Below are 18,650 nucleotides of genomic sequence, written 5' to 3' on the forward strand. Positions count from 1 at the left end.
CGTTACGAACACGTACCGCACATGGAACGGGGTGGGGACGGGTGGGAAGCGACGCGGTGACGGACGCGCGGAGCGCGGAGCTGCGGGGGTTCAGGGAGGTGCAGCGCCTGGCGTACGCGTGCGCGGAGGCGGTCGCCGCGCGGCTGCGGCCGGGGGTGACCGAGCGTGAGGCCGCGCACATGCAGCGCGAGTGGCTCCGTGCCCGTGGTGTACGCGATTGGTTCCATCTGCCCTTCGCGTGGTTCGGGGACCGTACGGCGTTCGCGGGCTTCCGGATACCGCTCCAGTTCTTTCCCACCGGCCGGCGGCTGGAAGCGGGCATGCCGTTCATCCTCGATCTGGCGCCGGTCCACCGCGGCTTCACGGCCGATGTCGGCTACTCGGGCTGTCTGGGGCCGAACCGGCTGCACGGCAAACTGCTCGCCGACCTTGAGGCGCACCGCGGGCTGATCCTGCGGGAGGTGCGCGAGCGGCGCCCGCTGCGGGAGATCTACGAGGACGTGGACCGGCTGATGGTGCGGCAGGGGTACGCCAACCGGCATCGCGCGTACCCCTTCGGTGTCATCGCCCACAAGATCGACCGCGTGAAGGAGCGCCGCTGGTCGCCCCATGTGTTCGGGTTCGGCACCCAGTCACTCAAGGGGCTGGCGGGCGACGCCCTGCACGGCCACCGGGACGGCTGGTCGCCGCTGTGGAGCCCGTACAGATTCTCCGATCACCCGCCGAAGCCGGGGCTGTGGGCGGTCGAGCCCCACCTCGGATTCCGGGGTACCGGCGCGAAGTTCGAGGAGATCCTGGTGGTCACCGACTCCCGGGACCCTGAGCAGAGCGCGTTCTGGCTGGATGACGATCTGCCGCATGTGCGGCGCTGGGCGGAGGCCGCATGAGTGGCGGAGGCCGCATGAGTATGAGTAACGGTGCGGGCGAAAGCGGTGGTAAGGACACGGGCTTGGCGGGCGCGCGGGAGCGCCGGGTGCGTACGGGCGGGATCGAGCTGTGCGTCGCCGAGTTGGGCGATCCGGCGCGGCCGACCGTCCTGCTGGTGCACGGCTATCCGGACAGCAAGGAAGTCTGGTCCGAGGTCGCGGGGCGACTCGCGGACCGTTTCCATGTGGTGTTGTACGACGTACGGGGCCACGGCGCGTCGACGGCGCCGGTCCCGCTGCGCGGAGGCTTCACGCTGGAGAAGCTGACGGACGACTTCCTGGCGGTCGCCGACGCGGTGAGCCCGGACCGGCCGGTCCATCTGGTCGGCCACGACTGGGGCTCCGTGCAGTCCTGGGAGTTCGTCACGGTGGCGCGGACCGAGGGCCGGATCGCCTCCTTCACCTCGATGTCGGGACCCTCCCTCGATCATCTGGGGCTCTGGATCAAGCAGCGGGCGGCGCGGCCCACTCCGCGCCGGGCCGGCCAGCTCCTCGGGCAGGGCGCCAAGTCCTGGTACGTCTATCTGCTGCATACGCCCGTGCTGCCGGAGCTGGCCTGGCGCGGGCCGCTCGGCAAGCGGTGGCCGAGGATCCTCCAGAGGATCGAGAAGATCCCGGGCGGTACGTACCCGACGTCCTCGCTGCCGGTGGACGCGGCGCACGGCGCGTGGCTCTACCGGGACAACGTCCGCGCCCGGCTGCGCGGGCCGCGTACCGACGCCTACGCGCACGCCCCCGTACAGCTGATCACGCCGACTGACGACGCCTTCCTGTCGGAACGGCTCTACGACGATCTGGAGCGGTGGGCTCCGCGGCTCGTACGGCGCACGCTGCCCGCCAAGCACTGGGTGCCCCGCACCCGCCCCGACCAACTGGCCTCCTGGATCGCTGACTTCGTCACGGCCCACGAGGACGGCGGGCTTCCGGACGGTGGTGCGGCGCCGAGCGGGCCGTACGCCGAGCGCTTCGGCGGACAGCTGGTGCTGGTCACCGGCGCGGCCAGCGGCATCGGCCGGGCCACCGCCTTCGCGTTCGCCGAGGCGGGCGCGCGGATCGTCGCGGTCGACCGGGACGCGGAGGGGGCGGCCAGGACCGCGGAGCTGGCCCGGCTGATCGGCGCCCCGGACGCCTGGGCCGAGCCGGCCGACGTCGGCGACGGGCAGGCGATGGAGAAGCTCGCCGAGAGAGTCGCCACGGAGTACGGCATCGTCGATGTGCTGGTCAACAACGCGGGGATCGGGCTGTCGGGAGCATTCCTCGACACCACCGCCGACGACTGGAAGAAGGTCCTGGACGTCAATCTGTGGGGCGTCATCCATGGCTGCCGGCTCTTCGGCAAGCAGATGGCCGAGCGCGGCCAGGGCGGTCATATCGTCAACACCGCTTCCGCCGCGGCGTATCAGCCCTCAAAGGCGCTGCCCGCGTACAGCACGTCGAAGGCGGCGGTGCTGATGCTCAGCGAGTGTCTCCGGGCCGAACTGGCCGGGCAGGGCATCGGGGTCTCCGCGATCTGCCCCGGCTTCGTCAATACCAACATCACCTCCACCGCGCGCTTCACGGGGGTCTCCGCCGAGGAGGAGGAGCGGCGCAGGAAGAAGTCGTCCCGGCTGTACGGTCTGCGCAACTACCCGCCCGAGAAGGTCGCCGACGCCGTGCTCCGCGCCGTCGTCCGCAACCAGGCCGTGGTGCCGGTCACTCCGGAGGCCCGCGGGGCGCGGCTGCTGTCCCGGTTCGCGCCAGGCGCGCTGCGCGCCCTCGCGCGGGTGGAGCCGCCGCTGTGAGCGCCGAAAGAGATGAGAAGCACCCCATCGTGCCGCGCAGGGTCTCGTTCGACTGGCGTGAGACCCCGCTGCACTGGATACCGGGCGAGCCCACCGCCACCCATGTCATCAATGTGCTGCATCTGCTGCTGCCCGCGGGCGAGCGGTGGTTCGTGAAGGTCTTCAAAGAGGCCCTTCCGCTGGTCACCGACGCGCGGCTACGCAAGGACGTCAAGGGGTTCATGGGGCAGGAGGCCACACACAGCGTGCAGCACTCCTATGTGCTGAACCACCTGGCGGAGCAGCGGCTGGACACCGACGCGTACACCCGGCGGGTGGACTTCCTCTTCGAGCGCCTGCTCGGCGAGAAACCACCCTGGGGGATACCCTTCCCGGCCGGGAAATGGCTCCTCTACCGGCTGGCGTTCGTCGCCGCGATCGAGCAGTTCACAGCGGTCCTCGGCGACTGGGTGCTGCGCGCGGAGGAGCTGGACCGCGCGGGCGCCGACGAGGTCATGCTCGATCTGCTGCGCTGGCACGGCGCGGAGGAGGTCGAGCACCGGGCGGTGGCGTTCGACATGTACCAGCACTGCGGCGGCTCCGATCCGGCGCGGTACGCCCGGCGGATCGGGACGATGTGCGTCACCGCGCCCGTTCTGGTGTGGCTGTGGGCCTGGGGTGCCGCCTATCTGATCCGGCACGACCCCCAGCTCGCGGGCCGGCCGCGCTATTCGCTGCGTGGCCACAACAAGGCGGTCGGCAAGGGTCTGCTGCCCACCTGGCGGGAGCTCGGCTCCGCGATACCCCGCTACTTCCGGCACTCGTACCACCCCTCCCAGGAGGGCTCGCTGCGCAAGGCCGTCGACTATCTCGCGACCTCGCCGGCGGCGCGTGCGGCGGCGGGCGCGGTGGGCCGCGTGGGCCTGGGGCGAAGGGCGTGAGTGTGTCCGGGTCCGATCCGCGGTCCGAGCCCGGCGCCGAGTACCGGATCGACGGCCTCGCGCAGGCGAGCGGCGCCACGGTCCGTACGATCCGTGCCTACCAGGACCGCGGGCTGCTGCCCAGGCCGGAGCGGCGCGGCCGGGCCAATGTGTACGACGACACCCATCTCGCCCGGCTGCGGCAGATCGCCGACCTCCTTGACCGGGGCTACACCCTCGCCTCCATCAAGGAGTTGCTGGAGGCGTGGGACGCCGGGCGCGGGCTGGGCGGGGTGCTCGGGCTCGTCGCCGAGGTGCACGGACCGTGGACCGACGAGGAGGCGGCCAGGATCTCGCGGGCGGAGCTGGACGAGCGGTTCGGCGGCGCGGGTGACGACGCGGCCATCGAGGAGGCCCTGGAGCTGGGGGTGCTGGAACGTATCCCGGACCAGGACGACGCCTTTCTCGTCCCCAGCCCTCAAGAGCTTGCCGTGGCGGCGGAGTTGCACGCGGCCGGGGTACCGCTGTCCGCGATCTCCGGACATCTACGGGAACTTCGCGGTCAGGTCGAGTACATCGCCTCCCGTTTCCTGGAGTTCACCACCGAGCATGTCTTCGCCCGCTATCTCGGTCACCAACCTCCGACCGACGCGGACGCGGCCGAGGCGGCCGCGCTGGTGCGCCGGATGCGGCCGCTGGCGCGGCAGTCGGTCGACGCGGAACTGGCGCGTGCGATGCGGCTGTTCGCCTCCCGTCACCTCCAGCGGCAGCTGGGGGTGGACACCCCGCTCCCGGGACGGTCCGGGACCTGGTCCGTGCCGTTGCCCGCCGACACGATCCGGGCTGTGGAAAAGCTTGTTGGCCGGGAGGGGGTGGCGTCCTTTGTCACCGCGGCCACCGAACGCGAGGTACGGGCAAGGGCCTTGGACGACCTCGCCTCAACCCACAGACAGGGCGGACAAATTAACCAAATAGGTTAAACGGTAAGCCAGTTGTCCACAGATTCGCCAAATAGCCTGTGGATAACCAGAGTTGACTGTGGATCAAACCTACGGACCGTCAGCAATTTGAAATGGGTGGCGCCGGACAGCGCCACCGGTCACGCTGATGCGATGACCGGAGTATCCGACGAACGACGCATCGTGAAGGTGTCGAAGTACCTCGCCAAACATCTGCGCCACCAGCCCGAGCGAATCGGCATCACCCTCGACGCGAACGGCTGGGTGCCGGTCGACGAGCTGATGACCGCGGCCGCCGCACACGGCTTCCGGCTGAGCCGTGCCGAACTGGACCACGTGGTCGCCGTCAACGACAAGCGGCGCTTCACCATCGACGGCGACCGGATCCGCGCCAACCAGGGCCACACCGTCACGGTCGACCTGGAGCTGGCCCCGGCACAACCGCCCGCGTACCTCTACCACGGCACGGTCGCCCGCAACCTGGACGCGATCAGGGCGGAAGGGCTACGCCCCATGGACCGCCACCACGTCCATCTCTCGCCCGACCGTGAGACCGCGACACGGGTGGGTGCGCGCCGCGGACGACCCGTCGTCCTGCCGGTGGACGCGGGAGCGATGCACCGCGACGGGCTGGTGTTCCACGTCAGCGCCAATGGCGTCTGGCTCACCGACTCCGTACCGCCGCGGTACCTGCGCTTTCCCGGCTGAGAGTTGAGGGCCAAGAGCCGAGGGCCGAGGGCCGACGAGCGACGGCAGCCGACCGACAGCCGACCGGCCCCGGACGAGCGCTACCGGCGGAGCTGGGCCGTCGCCTCGGTGGCGATCCGCTCGTAGACCCGCTGGTCGGCGGCGAATTCCGAGTCCGGGATGGGGGCGTGCACCGCGATCTCGGTGATGCCCAGCTCGAAGTGCCTGCCCGCGAAGTCCACGAACGCGTCGAGCGACTCCATCGGGCCATCACGGTCCGGGGTGAAGCCGGTGAGCAGGATCTTCTCCACCTCGGACACCTCCCGCCCGATCTCCGCACAGGCCTTGCCCAGCCGGTCGATCTGCCCGCTGATGGCGGCACGCGACTGCTCCGGCGTACCCGTCTCGAACAGCTTCGGATCCCCCGTCGTCACCCATGCCTGACCGTGCCTGGCTGCAAGCTTCAGCCCGCGCGGCCCGGTGGCCGCCACCGCGAAGGGCAGCCGGGGCCGCTGTACACACCCCGGGATGTCGCGCGCTTCGACGGCGGAGTAGTACGTCCCCTCGTACGTCACGGAGTCCTCGCTCAGCAGCCGGTCGAGCAGCGGAACGAACTCGGCGAACCGGTCGGCCCGCTCCTTCGGCGTCCATGGCACCTGTCCCAGCACCGTGGCGTCGAAACCGGTCCCGCCGGCGCCGATCCCCAGGGTGATCCGGCCGTCCGAGACATCGTCCAGCGAGATGAGGTCCTTGGCGAGCGTCACCGGATGTCTGAAGTTCGGCGACGTCACGAGTGTCCCCAAACGGATGCTCCGCGTAGCCGTTGCCGCCGCGGTCAACGTGGGTACCGCCCCGAACCAAGGCCCGTCGCGGAAAGTACGCCAGGACAGATGGTCGTAGGTGTACGCGGCGTGAAACCCGAGTTCTTCGGCCCGCCGCCAGATCTTCTGTCCTTCGGCCCACCGGTGAACGGGGAGAATTACCGTACTCAGACGCATGCCGCAGACGATACGCGGGCTGTTGGCCACCAAGGGTGGGGGTGCCGGCGGGCGTCGGGGCCCAGGCGGAGCTGGACGCCGTGGCCGGGGAGGGTGAGGCGCGCCCCAGGTCCACTCATGCACCCCGGGGCCACTCAGATGTGCGACCCTCCGCACGCCCGTGCGCACCCGTACGGGAGAATGAACGCGTGACCTCGCCCAATGGACCCGCGCCCGCGCCCGACGACTCCCCGCTCCCCGCCAGACCCCGGCTGATCGCCACCGATCTCGACGGCACCCTGCTGCACGACGACAAGTACGTCTCGGACCGTACGATCGCCGCGCTCGCCGCCGCCGAGCAGGCCGGTATCGAGGTCTTCTTCGTCACCGGCCGCCCGGCCCGCTGGATGGATGTCGTCAGCGAGCATGTGCACGGCCACGGGATGGCGATCTGCGCCAACGGCGCCGCGGTCGTGGATCTGCACGCCGGCGGAAAGCTCTTGCAGGTCCGCCCCCTGGAGCGCGATACCGCCCTGGAGGTCGTCCAGGCGCTGCGCGACGCCGCGCCCGGCACGACCTTCGCCGTCGAACTGACCACCGGCATCCATTACGAGCCGACGTATCCGCCCTTCCACCAGGATCCGGGCGCGACCGTCGCTACCGCGGAAAAGCTCCTCCAGGAACAGGTACAGCAACAGGTACAGGTACAGGAACGGGAACAGAAGCAGGAGGACGAGTCCGCCGCGCCCGTGGTGAAGCTGCTCGCCTACCACCCCGACCTGACGCCCGACGGCTTCCTCACCGTGGCCCGTACGGCGGTGGGTGACCGCGCCACCATCACCCGCTCCAGCCCGAGCGCGCTCCTTGAGGTCAGCGGCCCGGGGGTCAGCAAGGCGAGCACGCTCGCGCTCTGCTGCGCCCAGCGCGGCATCTCGTCCGACGAGGTCGTCGCCTTCGGCGACATGCCGAACGATCTGGAGATGCTGACCTGGGCCGGGACGTCGTACGCGATGGCCAACGCTCACCCGGACGTACTGGCCGCCGCCTCCGGACGCACGGTCACCAACAACGAGGACGGCGTCGCGATCGTCATCGAGCAGATCGTGGCCCGCCGCCAATCAGAGGGGCACTGAACGCACGGGCACTGAACAAGCGGGCCCGAGCAGACAGACACCCGGCCGGGCCCACAGGGGAAGAGCGGCGCTCCTTACAGCGAGACCTCACTACAGCAAGACCTCCCTACAGCGGGACCTCCCACACCACCGTCGTACCGCGCCTGCCCTCCCCGAGCCCCGGCTCGCACGTACTCGATCCGCCCAGCGACTCCGCCCGTCGCTTGAGGTTGCGCAGTCCGCTGCGCCGCCCGCCCTCCGGAATCCCCACCCCGTCGTCGGCGACCGACAGCCGGACCGCGCGTCCGCCGTCGGGAAGCCGGACCGTGGAGTCGACGACGACTTCGATACGGGTGGCGTGCGCGTGCCGGAAGGCATTGGAAAGGGCCTCCCGTAGCGCCGCGATCAGGTTCTTCCCGGCGAGTTCGCCGACGGAGTCGACCGGGCCGACGAAGCGATGGGTGGGCTGGAAGCCCAGGGGCACGGCCGCCATAGTGATCTCCCGCAGCACTCGGGTACGCATCCCGGGCGGCGCCTCGGCCGGTCCCTGCTGGAGCGCGAAGATGGCCGTCCGGATCTCCTGAATCGTCACGTCCAGTTCCGCGACCGCCCTCTCGATGCCGTGGTGCACCTCGGGCGCGACCTCGCCGCGCTGGGCCGTCTCCAGCGTCATCCCGGTGGCGAACAGCCGCTGGATGACCAGATCGTGGAGGTCACGTGCGATCCGGTCGCGGTCCTCCAGTACGGCCAGCCGCTCCCGGTCCCGCTGTGCGCCTGCCATCATCAGAGCCAGCGCCGCCTGCGCGGCGAACTGCCTGGCCAGCGTGCGTTCCCGTCGGCTGAACGGGCGTGCGCCCGGTGTGCGCGGCATCACCAGCGCGCCGAGCACCCGCCCGTCGGTACGCAGCGGCAGCAGCATGAGGGGGCCGAACTGGGAGGCCAGCCCGGTCACCAGGCGCGGGTCGGTGGCGGCGTCGTCCACGAAGACGGATTCACCGGCCAGCAGAGCCACGGCGGCGGGGGCGTCGGCAGGGACGCGGAAGCCCACTCTCATCATCGGACGGCCGGCGGAGACGGCCACGATCTCCAGGCCGCCGGTCCGCGCGCGGAGCATCACCGCGCCCGTGGCCGAATCCGAGAGTCTGCGGGCCTGCTCCGCGACGACGGAGAGCGCGTCGTCGGCGTCGCCGCCGGAGAGGAGGGCGGTGGTGACGGCGACCGAGCCGTCGATCCACCGTTCGCGCTGCCGGGCCGCCTCGTACAGCCGGGCGTTACCGATGGCCACCCCGGCCTCGGTGGCGAGCACCCGCAACAGGCGCAGATCGCTGTCGTCGAACTCGCCCCCGCCCGCCTTCTCCGCCAGATAGAAGTTGCCGATCGTCCGCTCCCCGACGCGGATCGGGACACCGAGGAAGGTCCGCATCGGCGGGTGGCCCGGCGGGAAACCGGCGGCGCGCGGATCGGTCGTCAGATCGGTGAGCCGGATCGGGTCGGGGGCCCGGATCAGCGCGCCGAGGAGGCCTCTCCGTCCGTCCGGTCTGCGTCCGATCCGCCGGGCCACCTCCTCGTCGGCCCCGTAAGTCACGAAGTCGGAAAGGCCCTCGCCCTCCTCGTCGACCACGCCGATCGCCGCGTACCGGGCGTCGGCGAGTTCGGCCGCGGTCGCACAGATCCGGTCGAGCGTGGAGTGCTGCCCGAGTCCGGTGCCGACCGAACACATCGCCTCCAGCAGTTGCGGCACGCGCGCGGCGGTCTCGGCGGACAGGCCCTCAAGGCTGGTTGCCGCGCGGATGGCGACTTCGAGGGGGTCCTTGGGTTCGGGCACGTCCATACCCGTGAGCCTAATAAGTCCTATTTGACAGGGAAAGTCGACTTCTGAGCTTCCAGGAGGTCTCCGGCGCGTTCGCGCTCCAGCATCCGGCGCAGCGGCCCCTCCTCAGCGGCCAGTTCGGCGTAGGAGCCGCGCTGTACGGGGCGACCGCCGTCGAGCACGATCACCTCGTCAACCGTGTCAAGGCCCTGCAAACGGTGGGTGATGAGCAGCGTCGTCCGCCCCTCGGTCGCCGCCAGCAGATCGGTGGTCAGCGCGTCGGCCGTCGCCAGGTCCAGATGTTCGGCCGGCTCGTCGAGGACGAGCACGGGGAAGTCGGCGAGAAGTGCGCGGGCCAGCGCGAGCCGCTGCCGCTGGCCGCCGGAGATCCGTGCGCCGTGCTCGCCGACGAGCGTGTCGAGTCCGGCGGGCAGGGCGTCGACCCAGTCGAGCAGCCGGGCCCGGCGCAGGGCGTCGCGCAGTTCGTCCTCGGTCGCGTCCGTACGGGCGAGCCTGAGGTTCTCCCGTACGGAGCTGTCGAAGAGGTGCGCGTCCTGGGCGCACAGCCCCACGAACCGGCGGACGGTGTCCCCGTCGAGCGTGGCCGTGTCCGTACCGCCGAGCCGGCAGCCGCCCTCGCGCGGGTCCAGGAAGCGCAGCAGTACCTGAGCCAGCGTCGTCTTGCCCGAACCGGAAGGCCCGACGACGGCAACCCGTTTCCCGGCGGTCAGGGTCAGATCGAAGCCGCTGAGCGCGTCCCGCCGCTGCCCCGGGTACCGCGCGGCCAGCCCGCGCACCTCCAGCGGGAACGGCGATACGGGAGCGACGGCCGGCCGCTCGGGCTCCCGCACGGGTACGGGCGCGTCCAGCACCTCGCACACCCGCTCCGCGCCGCGCCGCGAGCGCTGCCGGTACCGCACGGCGAGCGGCAGCCCCGTGACGGCCTCGAACGCGGCGAGCGGGGTCAGGACGACCACGGCCAGTTCGACTCCCGCGAGCCGTCCGTCGGCCAGGGCCCCGACCCCCACGTACGCGGCCGCGGCGACGGTCAGTCCGCAGACCAGGGTGGAGAGCCCGCCGCCGAGCGCGTTGGCGCTCGCGCCGCGGGAGGCGATGGCCGTCAGCGTTCCGTCGGCCTCCCGCGTCCGGCGCGTCCGGCTCTTCAGCGCGCCCGCGACGGTCAACTCGGCGACGCCGCTGAGCAGATCCGCGACGCGCGTGGCCAGCAGTCCCCGTGCCGGGGCGAGTTGCCGCTCGGCCCGGCGGGCGCGGACACCACTCAGAAACGGTACGCCCACGCCGGCGACGAGCAGCCCCGCGGCCAGTACGGCGCCTGCCTCGGGCAGCAGCCACGCGGTGAATCCGACCGCGCCCACTCCGACGAGCAGGGCGGAGCCGACCGGGAGCAGCCACCGCAGCCAGTAGTCCTGGAGTTCGTCCACATCGGCGACGAGCCGGGACAGCAGATCGCCGCGCCTGGTTTCGCGCAGCCCGGCGGGCGCGATGCGCTCCAGCCTCCGGTAGACGGAGACCCTGAGGTCGGCGAGCATCCTGAGCACCGCGTCGTGCGACACGATCCGCTCGGCGTACCGGAAGACGGCCCGCCCGATACCGAAGGCGCGGGTCGCCGTCACCGCGACCATCAGATAGAGAACGGGCGGTTGCTCGGAGGCGCGGGAGATGAGCCAACCGGACACCGCCATGAGCCCGACGGCGGAGCCGAGCGCACAGCTCCCGAGGACCAGCGCGAGCACGAAGCGCCCACGGAGCGCACCGGTGGCGGCTCGCATCCGCGCGAGCGGAGTCCGCGAGGCGGTACTCCCGCCGTCCCCACGCTCTCCGCCGTCCCCACGCTCTCCGCCACCTCCGCCGCGTCCGCCGCCCCTCTCGTTTCCGCGGTCCGTTCCGCCGTCGGCCGCGCCGAAGGTGGCGGGTACGGCGTGCTCTTCGCCGGACGGGGGAAGTGCGGGGACGTCGCCGAGGCCGAGCCCGGGCCCGGACTCCTCGATCGCCGACCCCACTGACGCCATGGACGCCATCGGCGTCAGCGGCCGCGCCATGGACGCCGGCGGCTCGGACAGCTCCGGCCGCGCGGATGCCGCCGTACGCGCGCGGGGCCGCGCCCGCTCCCCGAGGGTCACCACCCGGTCCGCCACCGCGAGCAGCGCCGGCCGGTGGACGACCAGCAGCACCGTACGGCCCACCGCGAGCCGTCGCACCGCCTCGACGATGCCCGCCTCCGTCTCGCCGTCGAGTGCCGCCGTGGGCTCGTCGAGCAGCAGCAGCGGCCGGTCCGCGAGGAAGGCGCGGGCCAGCGCGAGCCGTTGACGCTGCCCCGCCGAGAGTCCCGTCCCGTCCTCGCCGAGCGCGGTGTCCGCTCCGTCCGGGAGCGCCGCCACGAAGTCGTACGCCCCCGCGTCCCGGAGCGCTTCCCGTACAGCCGCGTCGTCCGCGTCCGGCCGGGCCAGCCGTACGTTCTCCGCGATCGTCCCGGCGAAGAGGTACGGCCGCTGCGGCACCCACGCGATCCGTTCGCGCCAGCGCTCCGGGTCGAGGGAGGCCAGATCCCGGCCGTCCACCCGCACCCGGCCCTCATCGGGAACGGCGAACCCGAGGACCACATTGAGCAGAGTGGTCTTGCCGATACCGCTGGGGCCGACCAGAGCGACCGTCTCCCCCGGCTCGACCGTCAGCGTGGCCGCGTCCAACGAAGGCTCGGTACGGCCCTGATGGCGGACCGTCACCTCGTCCAGCTCCAGCCGCAGCGCTTCCGGCACCTCCCCCGTACCGCCCGCCGGCGGCTCGGTCTCCAGCACCGTGAAGATTTCCTCGGCCGCCGAAAGCCCCTCGGCCGCCGCGTGATACTGCGCCCCCACCTGCCGGATGGGCAGATAGGCCTCGGGGGCGAGGACCAGCACCACCAGCCCGGTGTACAGATCGAGTTCGCCATGGACGAGCCGCATCCCGATGGTGACCGCGACCAGCGCCACCGACAGCGTCGCGAGCAGTTCGAGCGCGAACGACGACAGGAAGGCGATCCGCAGCGTACGCAGGGTGGCCCCCCGGTACTCCGAGGTGATCGTACGGATCGACTCGGCCTGGGCCTTGGCCCGGCCGAAAACCTTGAGTGTCGGCAGCCCCGCGACCACATCCAGGAAGTGCCCCGACAGCCGGGACAGCAGCCGCCACTGACGGTCCATCCGGGCCTGCGTGGCCCAGCCGATGAGCACCATGAACAACGGGATCAGCGGAAGGGTCACCACAATGATGGCCGCCGAGACCCAGTCCTCCGTGACGATCCGGGCCAGAACCGCCACCGGCACCACCACCGCGAGCCCCAGCTGCGGCAGATAGCGCGCGAAGTAGTCGTCCAGCGCGTCGACCCCGCGGGTGGCGAGCGCGACCAGCGAACCGATGCGCTGCCCGCTCAGCCACCCCGGCCCCAGTTCGGCGGCGCGCTCCAGCAGCCGTCCGCGCAGTTCGGACTTGACCGCGGCGCTCGCCCGGTGGGCGGCGAGCTCGGTCAGCCAGGAGACCAGAGCGCGCCCGGCGGCGACCGCTACCAGCAGCAGCAGAGGAGTACGCAGGTCGGAGCCGTCGAACCCGCGCTGGAACGCCCCGACCACCACCTCCGCGACGAGCATCGCCTGAGCGATGACCAGCCCCGCGCCGGCCACCCCGAGGACCACCACGGCCACCAGGAAGAAGCGGGTAGCCCGGGCATACCGGAGCAGACGGGGGTCGATTGGTTTCACGTGAAACACCTACTCCTACTGCTACTGCTACTGCTACTGCTACTGCTACTGCTCTGCCGCCACTGCCTTGCCTGCACCCCGGCGCCGCCATGCGGTCCGGCTTCCTCGTCGCGGCTACTCACTCGGCTATGTGCTGCGTACCGATCCGCTTACGGAACACCCAGTACGTCCAGCCCTGGTAGAGCAGCACGACCGGAGTGGCGATACCCGCGCACCACGTCATGATCTTCAGCGTGTACGGGGTCGACGAGGCGTTCGTCACCGTCAGGCTCCACGCCTCGTTCAGCGAGGACGGCATGACGTTCGGAAAGAGCGTCAGGAAGAGCATCGCGACCGCGGCCACGATCGTCACGCCGGAGAGCGCGAACGACCAGCCCTCACGTCCCGCCGCGATGGCCCCGATGGCGGCGACCAGTGCCGCCACGGCGACGATCATGGCGACCAGGCTCTTGCCGTCCCCGTTGTCCGCCTGAGTCCAGATCAGGAAGCCGAGCGCCAGCGCGGCGGTGACCACTCCGAGACCGAGAGCCAGCTTCCTGGCCCTGACCCGGATGTCCCCCACCGTCTTCAGCGCGGCGAACACCGTGCCGTGGAAGGTGAAGAGGGCCAGGGTCACCAGCCCGCCGAGGATCGCGTACGGGTTGAGCAGATCACCGAGGGTGCCGACATACTCCTTCTGCGCGTCGATCTTCACGCCCCGCACGATGTTGCCGAAGGCGACGCCCCAGAGCACCGCGGGTATCAGAGAGGTCCAGAAGATCGCGTTCTCCCAGTTGCGCTGCCAGCTCTCGTCGGGCCGCTTGGCCCGGTACTCGAAGGCGACACCGCGCACGATCAGACAGACCAGGATGAGCAGCAGCGGCAGATAGAAGCCGGAGAAGAGCGTGGCGTACCAGTCGGGAAAGGCGGCGAAGGTGGCTCCTCCGGCGCTCAGCAGCCACACCTCGTTGCCGTCCCAGACGGGCCCGATGGTGTTGATGAGGACCCGACGCTCCTTGCGGTTACGGGCCAGCAGCTTGGTGAGGATCCCGATGCCGAAGTCGAATCCCTCAAGGAAGAAGTAGCCGGTCCAGAGGACGGCGATCAGGACGAACCAGACGTCGTGGAGTTCCATTGCTCCTCAACTCCTCAGTACGAGAAGGCCATCGGCCGGTCGGCGTCCGTGTGGTCGCCGCCGATCTTGGTGGGCGGGTTGAGGTCGGCGTCCGTGAGCTCCGGCGGCCCGGCCTTGACGTACTTGACCATCAGCCTGACCTCGATGACCGCGAGGACCGCGTACAGCAGGGTGAAGACGATCATCGAGGTGAGCACCTCCGCCTGGGAGACGCCGGGGGAGACGGCGTCGGCGGTGCGCAGCACTCCGTACACCACCCATGGCTGGCGTCCCGTCTCGGTGAAGATCCAGCCCCAGGAGTTGGCGATCAGCGGGAAGAGCAGCGTCCAGAGCGCGGTGATCCAGTACCACTTGGCGAATCTCGGGCTGAGTGCCTTGTTCCGGAACAGCACCAGATTCGGCACTTCGTCCTCGCTGGTCCGCAGAGCTGGCGGCAGCAGGAACTTCTTGCGCGTCAGCCAGAGCCCGACCGTGCCGATGGCCAGGGACGCCATGCCGAAGCCGATCATCCAGCGGAATGCCCAGTAGGCGACGGGGATGTTGGGCCGGTAGTCGCCGGGGCCGTACTTCTCCTGCTCGGCCTTGTTGATGTCGTTGATACCGGGGACGTGCGAGCTGAAGTCGTTGTTGGCGAGGAAGGAGAGCATCCCGGGGATCTCGATGGCGACTTCGTTGTGCCCCTTGTCGACGTCCCCGTAGGCGAACAGGGAGAACGGCGCGGGCGCCTCGCCGTCCCAGAGCGCCTCGGCAGCGGCCATCTTCATCGGCTGCTGCTTGAACATGACCTTGCCGAGGGTGTCGCCGCTGACCGCGGTGAGCAGCCCGGCCACCATGACGGTGATCAGGCCGAGGCGCAGCGAGGTCCGCATCACGGGGATATGGCGCTTGCGGGCCAGATGGAAGGCCGCGATACCGACCATGAAGGCACCGCCGACGAGGAAGGCGGCCGTGAGCGTGTGGAAGAACTGCGTGAGCGTCGTGTCCTGGGTGAGCACTGCCCAGAAGTCGGTCAGCTCGGCCCGTCCGGCTTCCTTGTTGATCCGGTAGCCGATCGGATGCTGCATCCAGGAGTTGGCCGCCAAGATGAAGTACGCGGAGAGGATCGTGCCGATCGAGACCATCCATATACAGGCCAGATGGATCTTCTTGGGCAGCTTGTCCCAGCCGAAGATCCACAGTCCGATGAAGGTGGACTCGAAGAAGAAGGCGATCAGTGCCTCGAAGGCGAGCGGGGCTCCGAAGACGTCTCCGACGAACCGCGAGTAGTCGGACCAGTTCATCCCGAACTGGAACTCCTGCACGATGCCGGTGACGACACCCATCGCGATATTGATCAGAAAGAGCTTGCCCCAGAACTTCGTGGCCTTGAGGTACTTCGGGTTTTCCGTGCGCACCCACGCCGTCTGCAGCCCGGCGGTGAGCGCGGCGAGCGAGATCGTCAGGGGGACGAAGAGGAAGTGGTAGACGGTGGTGATGCCGAACTGCCATCGCGCCAGGGTCTCCGGCGCCAGAGCGAGGTCCACGTCATCTCTCCTTACATCACATCGCCGTGTCACAGCGGCGGCCTGTCCCATTTGACCTGGACGTAACACCAGGAAACGGGACACGCTTGTGAACGCGTTCACATTCACAAGCATTATGTCGCACACCTTTCCGGATCTTCGCGTGGGGGGTCCCCTCCGCGGAGAGGCCCGCGGGAACGCCGTCGAAGAGGCCCCGGGGAACGCCGAAGGGCGGCCTCGAAGAGACCGCCCCACGTTCCGAGACCCGGCTCCGGCTCCCGCCTACATCTCCTTGAGGAACGCCTCGGCCGTCCGCAGGAAGAGATCATTGGCCTCGTTCTCGCCGATCGTGACCCGTACGCCCTCGCCGGCGAACGGCCGTACGATCACACCGGCCGCCTCACAGGCCGCGGCGAAGTCCAGCGTGCGCGCGCCGAGCCGCAGCCATACGAAATTGGCCTGTGTCTCGGGCACGGTCCAGCCCTGCCCGACCAGCCCCCGGTAGACCCGCTCCCGCTCGGCGACCAGCGAGCCGACCCGCCCCAGCAGTTCGTCCTCGGCGCGCAGCGAGGCGATCGCCGCCTCCTGTGCGATATGGCTCACACCGAACGGGACCGCGGTCTTCCGCAACGCGGCGGCGACCGGCTCATGGGCGACCGCGAAGCCGACCCGCAGGCCGGCCAGCCCGTACGCCTTGGAGAAGGTACGCAGCACGGCCACATTCGGCCGGTCGCGATAGATGTCGATCCCGTCCGGAACCGCACCGTCGTCGCCCTCGGCGGCCCGGATGAACTCGCGGTACGCCTCGTCGAGCACCACCAGCACATCCCCGGGCACCCGGTCCAGGAATCGTTCCAGCTCGGCCCTGCGCACCACCGTGCCGGTCGGGTTGTTCGGGTTGCAGACGAAGATCAGCCGCGTCCTGTCGGTGATCGCCTCGGCCATCGCGTCCAGGTCGTGCGCCTCGCCCGCGGTCAGCGGCACCTTTATCGACGTGGCGCCCGAGATCTGCGTGATGATCGGGTAGGCCTCGAAGGAGCGCCAGGGGTAGATGACCTCGTCACCGACGCCCGCGGTGGCCTGAAGCAGCTGCTGGGCGACGCCCACAGAACCGGTGCCGGTGGCCAGATGCGAGACGGGCACCCCGAATCGGTCGGCCAGCTCATTCATCAGGCCGGTGCACGCCATGTCCGGGTAGCGGTTGAAGACGCCCGCGGCCGAGATCGCCTGCTCCATGACCCCGGGCAGCGGCGGATAGGGGTTCTCGTTGGAGGACAGCTTGTACGCGACGGGTCCGTCGGCCGCCGCGGGCTTGCCCGGCTTGTAGGTGGGGATGCCGTCCAGCTCGGCACGCAGCTTGGGGCTCGTCTCGCTCACCGCAGGTCCTCCTCGGCCGTTCACGGGTCCTTACATCCTCAATACTGCTCACCTTATGAGGATTCGCGGCCCCTGCGAATGGCGGGCACCGGGAAAGCCCGCAGGAGTGGGGCGCACTCGCCTTCCTGGCGCGCGCCGGTGGCCTGCGCCGTGGCGCGCATCCCCCGTAGAGGTGAGTTGAGACCTCTTCGAAACATGGGCCCTTCGACAGGTCCATGCCGCTCCTTGCATGGCAGACCAATGCGAACCCCACCAACCTCCTTGACTTCCCAGCTCGTTGATTATTTTTGATCATGCAGAAACGTGCCTGCTGCCGGGTGCATATGCGACCGGCCCCACCGCCCCTCAGCGCCCTACTATCGGCTCGCCATGACAGCAGCAGGGAAACACCAGGTGAGCCGGACGGACACAACCCGCCGGGGAAGCCGGCAAAGTCGGGCGGGCATCCGGGACGTAGCCGCCGCAGCCGGTGTCTCCATCACGACTGTCTCGGACGCGCTCAACGGCAAGGGACGGTTACCCGACGCCACCCGACGCCATGTCCGAGAAGTCGCAGAGCGCCTCGGCTACCGGCCTTCCGCCGCGGCCCGAACCCTCCGTACCGGCAAGTCAGGACTCATCGGCCTGACCGTGACCACTTACGGGGATGAACCTTTCACCTTCACCGAGTTCGCCTACTTCGCCGAGATGGCCAGGGCCGCGACCTCCGCCGCGCTGGCCCGCGGCTACGCCCTCGTCATCCTCCCCGCCACCTCCCGCCATGACGTCTGGTCGAACGTCGCCCTCGACGGCACCGTCGTCATCGACCCGTCCGACCACGATCCGGTCGTCACCGAACTCGTCCGCCAGGGCCTTCCCGTCGTCTCCGACGGCCGGCCCGCGGGCACCCTTCCCGTCACCGCCTGGGTCGACAACGACCACGAGGCGGCCGTACTCGAACTGCTCGACCATCTCGCCGCGGCCGGGGCACGCCGGATCGGCCTGCTCACCGGCACCACCACGGACACCTACACCCGGCTCTCCACCACCGCCTATCTGCACTGGTGCGAGCGCGTCGGCCAGGACCCGGTCTACGAGTCCTATCCCGCCCACGACCCGTGCGCCGGGGCCGTCGCCGCCGACCGGCTGCTGGCCCGCCCCGACCGCCCCGACGCCGTCTACGGGCTCTTCGACCCCAACGGCACCGATCTGCTCGCCGCCGCCCGGCGGTACGGGCTGCGCGTCCCCGAGGATCTGCTGCTGGTCTGCTGCAGCGAGTCCACGGTGTACGCGGCGACCGAACCGCCCATCACCACGCTCTCGCTCAAGCCGCGCCGTATCGGCACCGCCGTCATCCAGCTCCTCATCGACGCCATCGAGGGAATCGACAACGGCCGGCCGGTCGAGCAGGTGATACCGACCGAACTGATCATCCGGACCTCCTCCCAACGGCGGCCCCCGCGCACCACGGTCAGCGCGCCCCGGTCCCCCGCGGGCGACTGACCGAGGGCCGAGGACAACGGACGGTACGGTCCCCGGGCCTGTGGAGCGGCCCCGGAGACCTGTCGGGCGGCCCGGAGAGCCGCCGTACGGTCCCGGAGACCTGTCGGGCGGCCCGGCGACTCGCCGAACGGCCTCGGAAACTCGTCGAACAGTGCCGGAAACTCGCCGCCCCAGAGGCCGCAAGAAGGACCAGACCTTTTCGCATTTCGGGCGATCGGCGTGAAAACAGCCGTTGAACCCGAGGTCCCGCCGAATTCTCCCCCCTGGTG

At 70.2% G+C, this 18,650-nt stretch carries 13 protein-coding genes; 7 read left to right on the plus strand and 6 right to left on the minus strand.

Annotated elements, in window-relative coordinates:
• The first annotated feature begins 56 nt into the window (after nt 1-56).
• The 5 genes from ACFRMN_RS23340 (at nt 57) to ACFRMN_RS23360 (ending at nt 5,273) form a co-directional block, all read left to right on the plus strand.
• Complete coding sequence (locus ACFRMN_RS23340) at nt 57-887, plus strand: M24 family metallopeptidase (RefSeq protein ID WP_383022536.1); 831 nt, start codon at nt 57-59, stop codon at nt 885-887.
• 14 nt (nt 888-901) lie between these two features.
• Nucleotides 902-2,707: an SDR family oxidoreductase gene (locus tag ACFRMN_RS23345; protein ID WP_383022483.1), complete on the plus strand. Its 1,806-nt coding sequence runs from the start codon at nt 902-904 to the stop codon at nt 2,705-2,707.
• A complete protein-coding gene (locus ACFRMN_RS23350) occupies nt 2,704-3,627 on the plus strand; it encodes a metal-dependent hydrolase (protein WP_383022485.1) in 924 nt (307 codons plus the stop codon). The genes ACFRMN_RS23345 and ACFRMN_RS23350 overlap by 4 nt, the downstream gene beginning before the upstream one ends.
• Entirely contained in the window at nt 3,624-4,586 is a 963-nt protein-coding gene (locus ACFRMN_RS23355; protein WP_383022486.1) for a MerR family transcriptional regulator, read from the plus strand. Before ACFRMN_RS23350 ends, ACFRMN_RS23355 begins: the two co-directional genes overlap by 4 nt.
• Before the next feature lie 132 nt (nt 4,587-4,718).
• The gene (locus ACFRMN_RS23360) at nt 4,719-5,273 is read left to right on the plus strand and encodes an RNA 2'-phosphotransferase (protein ID WP_383022488.1); all 555 of its coding nucleotides are present in this window, start codon (nt 4,719-4,721) and stop codon (nt 5,271-5,273) included.
• 80 nt (nt 5,274-5,353) lie between these two features.
• Here ACFRMN_RS23360 and ACFRMN_RS23365 read toward each other — a convergent pair whose 3' ends face one another.
• Nucleotides 5,354-6,250: an LLM class flavin-dependent oxidoreductase gene (locus ACFRMN_RS23365; RefSeq protein ID WP_383022489.1), complete on the minus strand. Its 897-nt coding sequence runs from the start codon at nt 6,248-6,250 to the stop codon at nt 5,354-5,356.
• A gap of 188 nt (nt 6,251-6,438) precedes the next feature.
• Between ACFRMN_RS23365 and ACFRMN_RS23370 the strand changes: the two genes are divergently transcribed.
• Nucleotides 6,439-7,362 carry a Cof-type HAD-IIB family hydrolase gene (locus ACFRMN_RS23370; protein WP_383022491.1) on the plus strand — a complete coding sequence of 308 codons (924 nt, stop codon included), beginning with the start codon at nt 6,439-6,441 and terminating at the stop codon, nt 7,360-7,362.
• Nucleotides 7,363-7,468: 106 nt separating this feature from the next.
• Here the strand turns inward: ACFRMN_RS23370 and ACFRMN_RS23375 are convergent, their stop codons facing one another.
• The 5 genes from ACFRMN_RS23375 to hisC all read right to left on the minus strand — a co-directional run bounded on the left by ACFRMN_RS23375 (nt 7,469) and on the right by hisC (nt 16,899).
• A complete protein-coding gene (locus tag ACFRMN_RS23375; RefSeq protein ID WP_383022492.1) occupies nt 7,469-9,172 on the minus strand; it encodes a GAF domain-containing protein in 1,704 nt (567 codons plus the stop codon).
• 20 nt (nt 9,173-9,192) lie between these two features.
• Complete coding sequence (gene cydD / locus ACFRMN_RS23380; RefSeq protein ID WP_383022494.1) at nt 9,193-12,906, minus strand: thiol reductant ABC exporter subunit CydD; 3,714 nt, start codon at nt 12,904-12,906, stop codon at nt 9,193-9,195.
• A gap of 118 nt (nt 12,907-13,024) precedes the next feature.
• Nucleotides 13,025-14,020, minus strand: coding sequence for a cytochrome d ubiquinol oxidase subunit II (gene cydB, locus ACFRMN_RS23385; protein ID WP_383022496.1), 996 nt, complete (start codon nt 14,018-14,020; stop codon nt 13,025-13,027).
• A gap of 14 nt (nt 14,021-14,034) precedes the next feature.
• A complete protein-coding gene (locus ACFRMN_RS23390) occupies nt 14,035-15,543 on the minus strand; it encodes a cytochrome ubiquinol oxidase subunit I (protein ID WP_383022497.1) in 1,509 nt (502 codons plus the stop codon).
• A 261-nt stretch (nt 15,544-15,804) separates the two neighbouring features.
• The gene (gene hisC, locus ACFRMN_RS23395; protein WP_383022499.1) at nt 15,805-16,899 is read right to left on the minus strand and encodes a histidinol-phosphate transaminase; all 1,095 of its coding nucleotides are present in this window, start codon (nt 16,897-16,899) and stop codon (nt 15,805-15,807) included.
• A gap of 369 nt (nt 16,900-17,268) precedes the next feature.
• Here hisC and ACFRMN_RS23400 point away from each other — a divergent pair, with 369 nt between their 5' ends.
• Nucleotides 17,269-18,381 carry a LacI family DNA-binding transcriptional regulator gene (locus tag ACFRMN_RS23400; protein WP_249951504.1) on the plus strand — a complete coding sequence of 371 codons (1,113 nt, stop codon included), beginning with the start codon at nt 17,269-17,271 and terminating at the stop codon, nt 18,379-18,381.
• Nucleotides 18,382-18,650 lie beyond the last annotated feature (269 nt).

This window comes from Streptomyces sp. NPDC056835 (assembly GCF_042789485.1).
In the GTDB taxonomy this organism is placed as follows: Bacteria; Actinomycetota; Actinomycetes; order Streptomycetales; family Streptomycetaceae; genus Streptomyces.

Bases quoted from the DNA above. Each gene is read 5' to 3' on its own strand.
- ACFRMN_RS23345 (WP_383022483.1), top strand. From the start codon at position 902: ATGAGTATGAGTAACGGTGCGGGCGAAAGCGGTGGTAAGGACACGGGC.
- ACFRMN_RS23360 (WP_383022488.1), top strand. From the start codon at position 4,719: ATGACCGGAGTATCCGACGAACGACGCATCGTGAAGGTGTCGAAGTAC.
- ACFRMN_RS23365 (WP_383022489.1), bottom strand. From the start codon at position 6,250: ATGCGTCTGAGTACGGTAATTCTCCCCGTTCACCGGTGGGCCGAAGGA.
- ACFRMN_RS23375 (WP_383022492.1), bottom strand. From the start codon at position 9,172: ATGGACGTGCCCGAACCCAAGGACCCCCTCGAAGTCGCCATCCGCGCG.
- cydB (WP_383022496.1), bottom strand. From the start codon at position 14,020: ATGGAACTCCACGACGTCTGGTTCGTCCTGATCGCCGTCCTCTGGACC.
- ACFRMN_RS23400 (WP_249951504.1), top strand. From the start codon at position 17,269: ATGACAGCAGCAGGGAAACACCAGGTGAGCCGGACGGACACAACCCGC.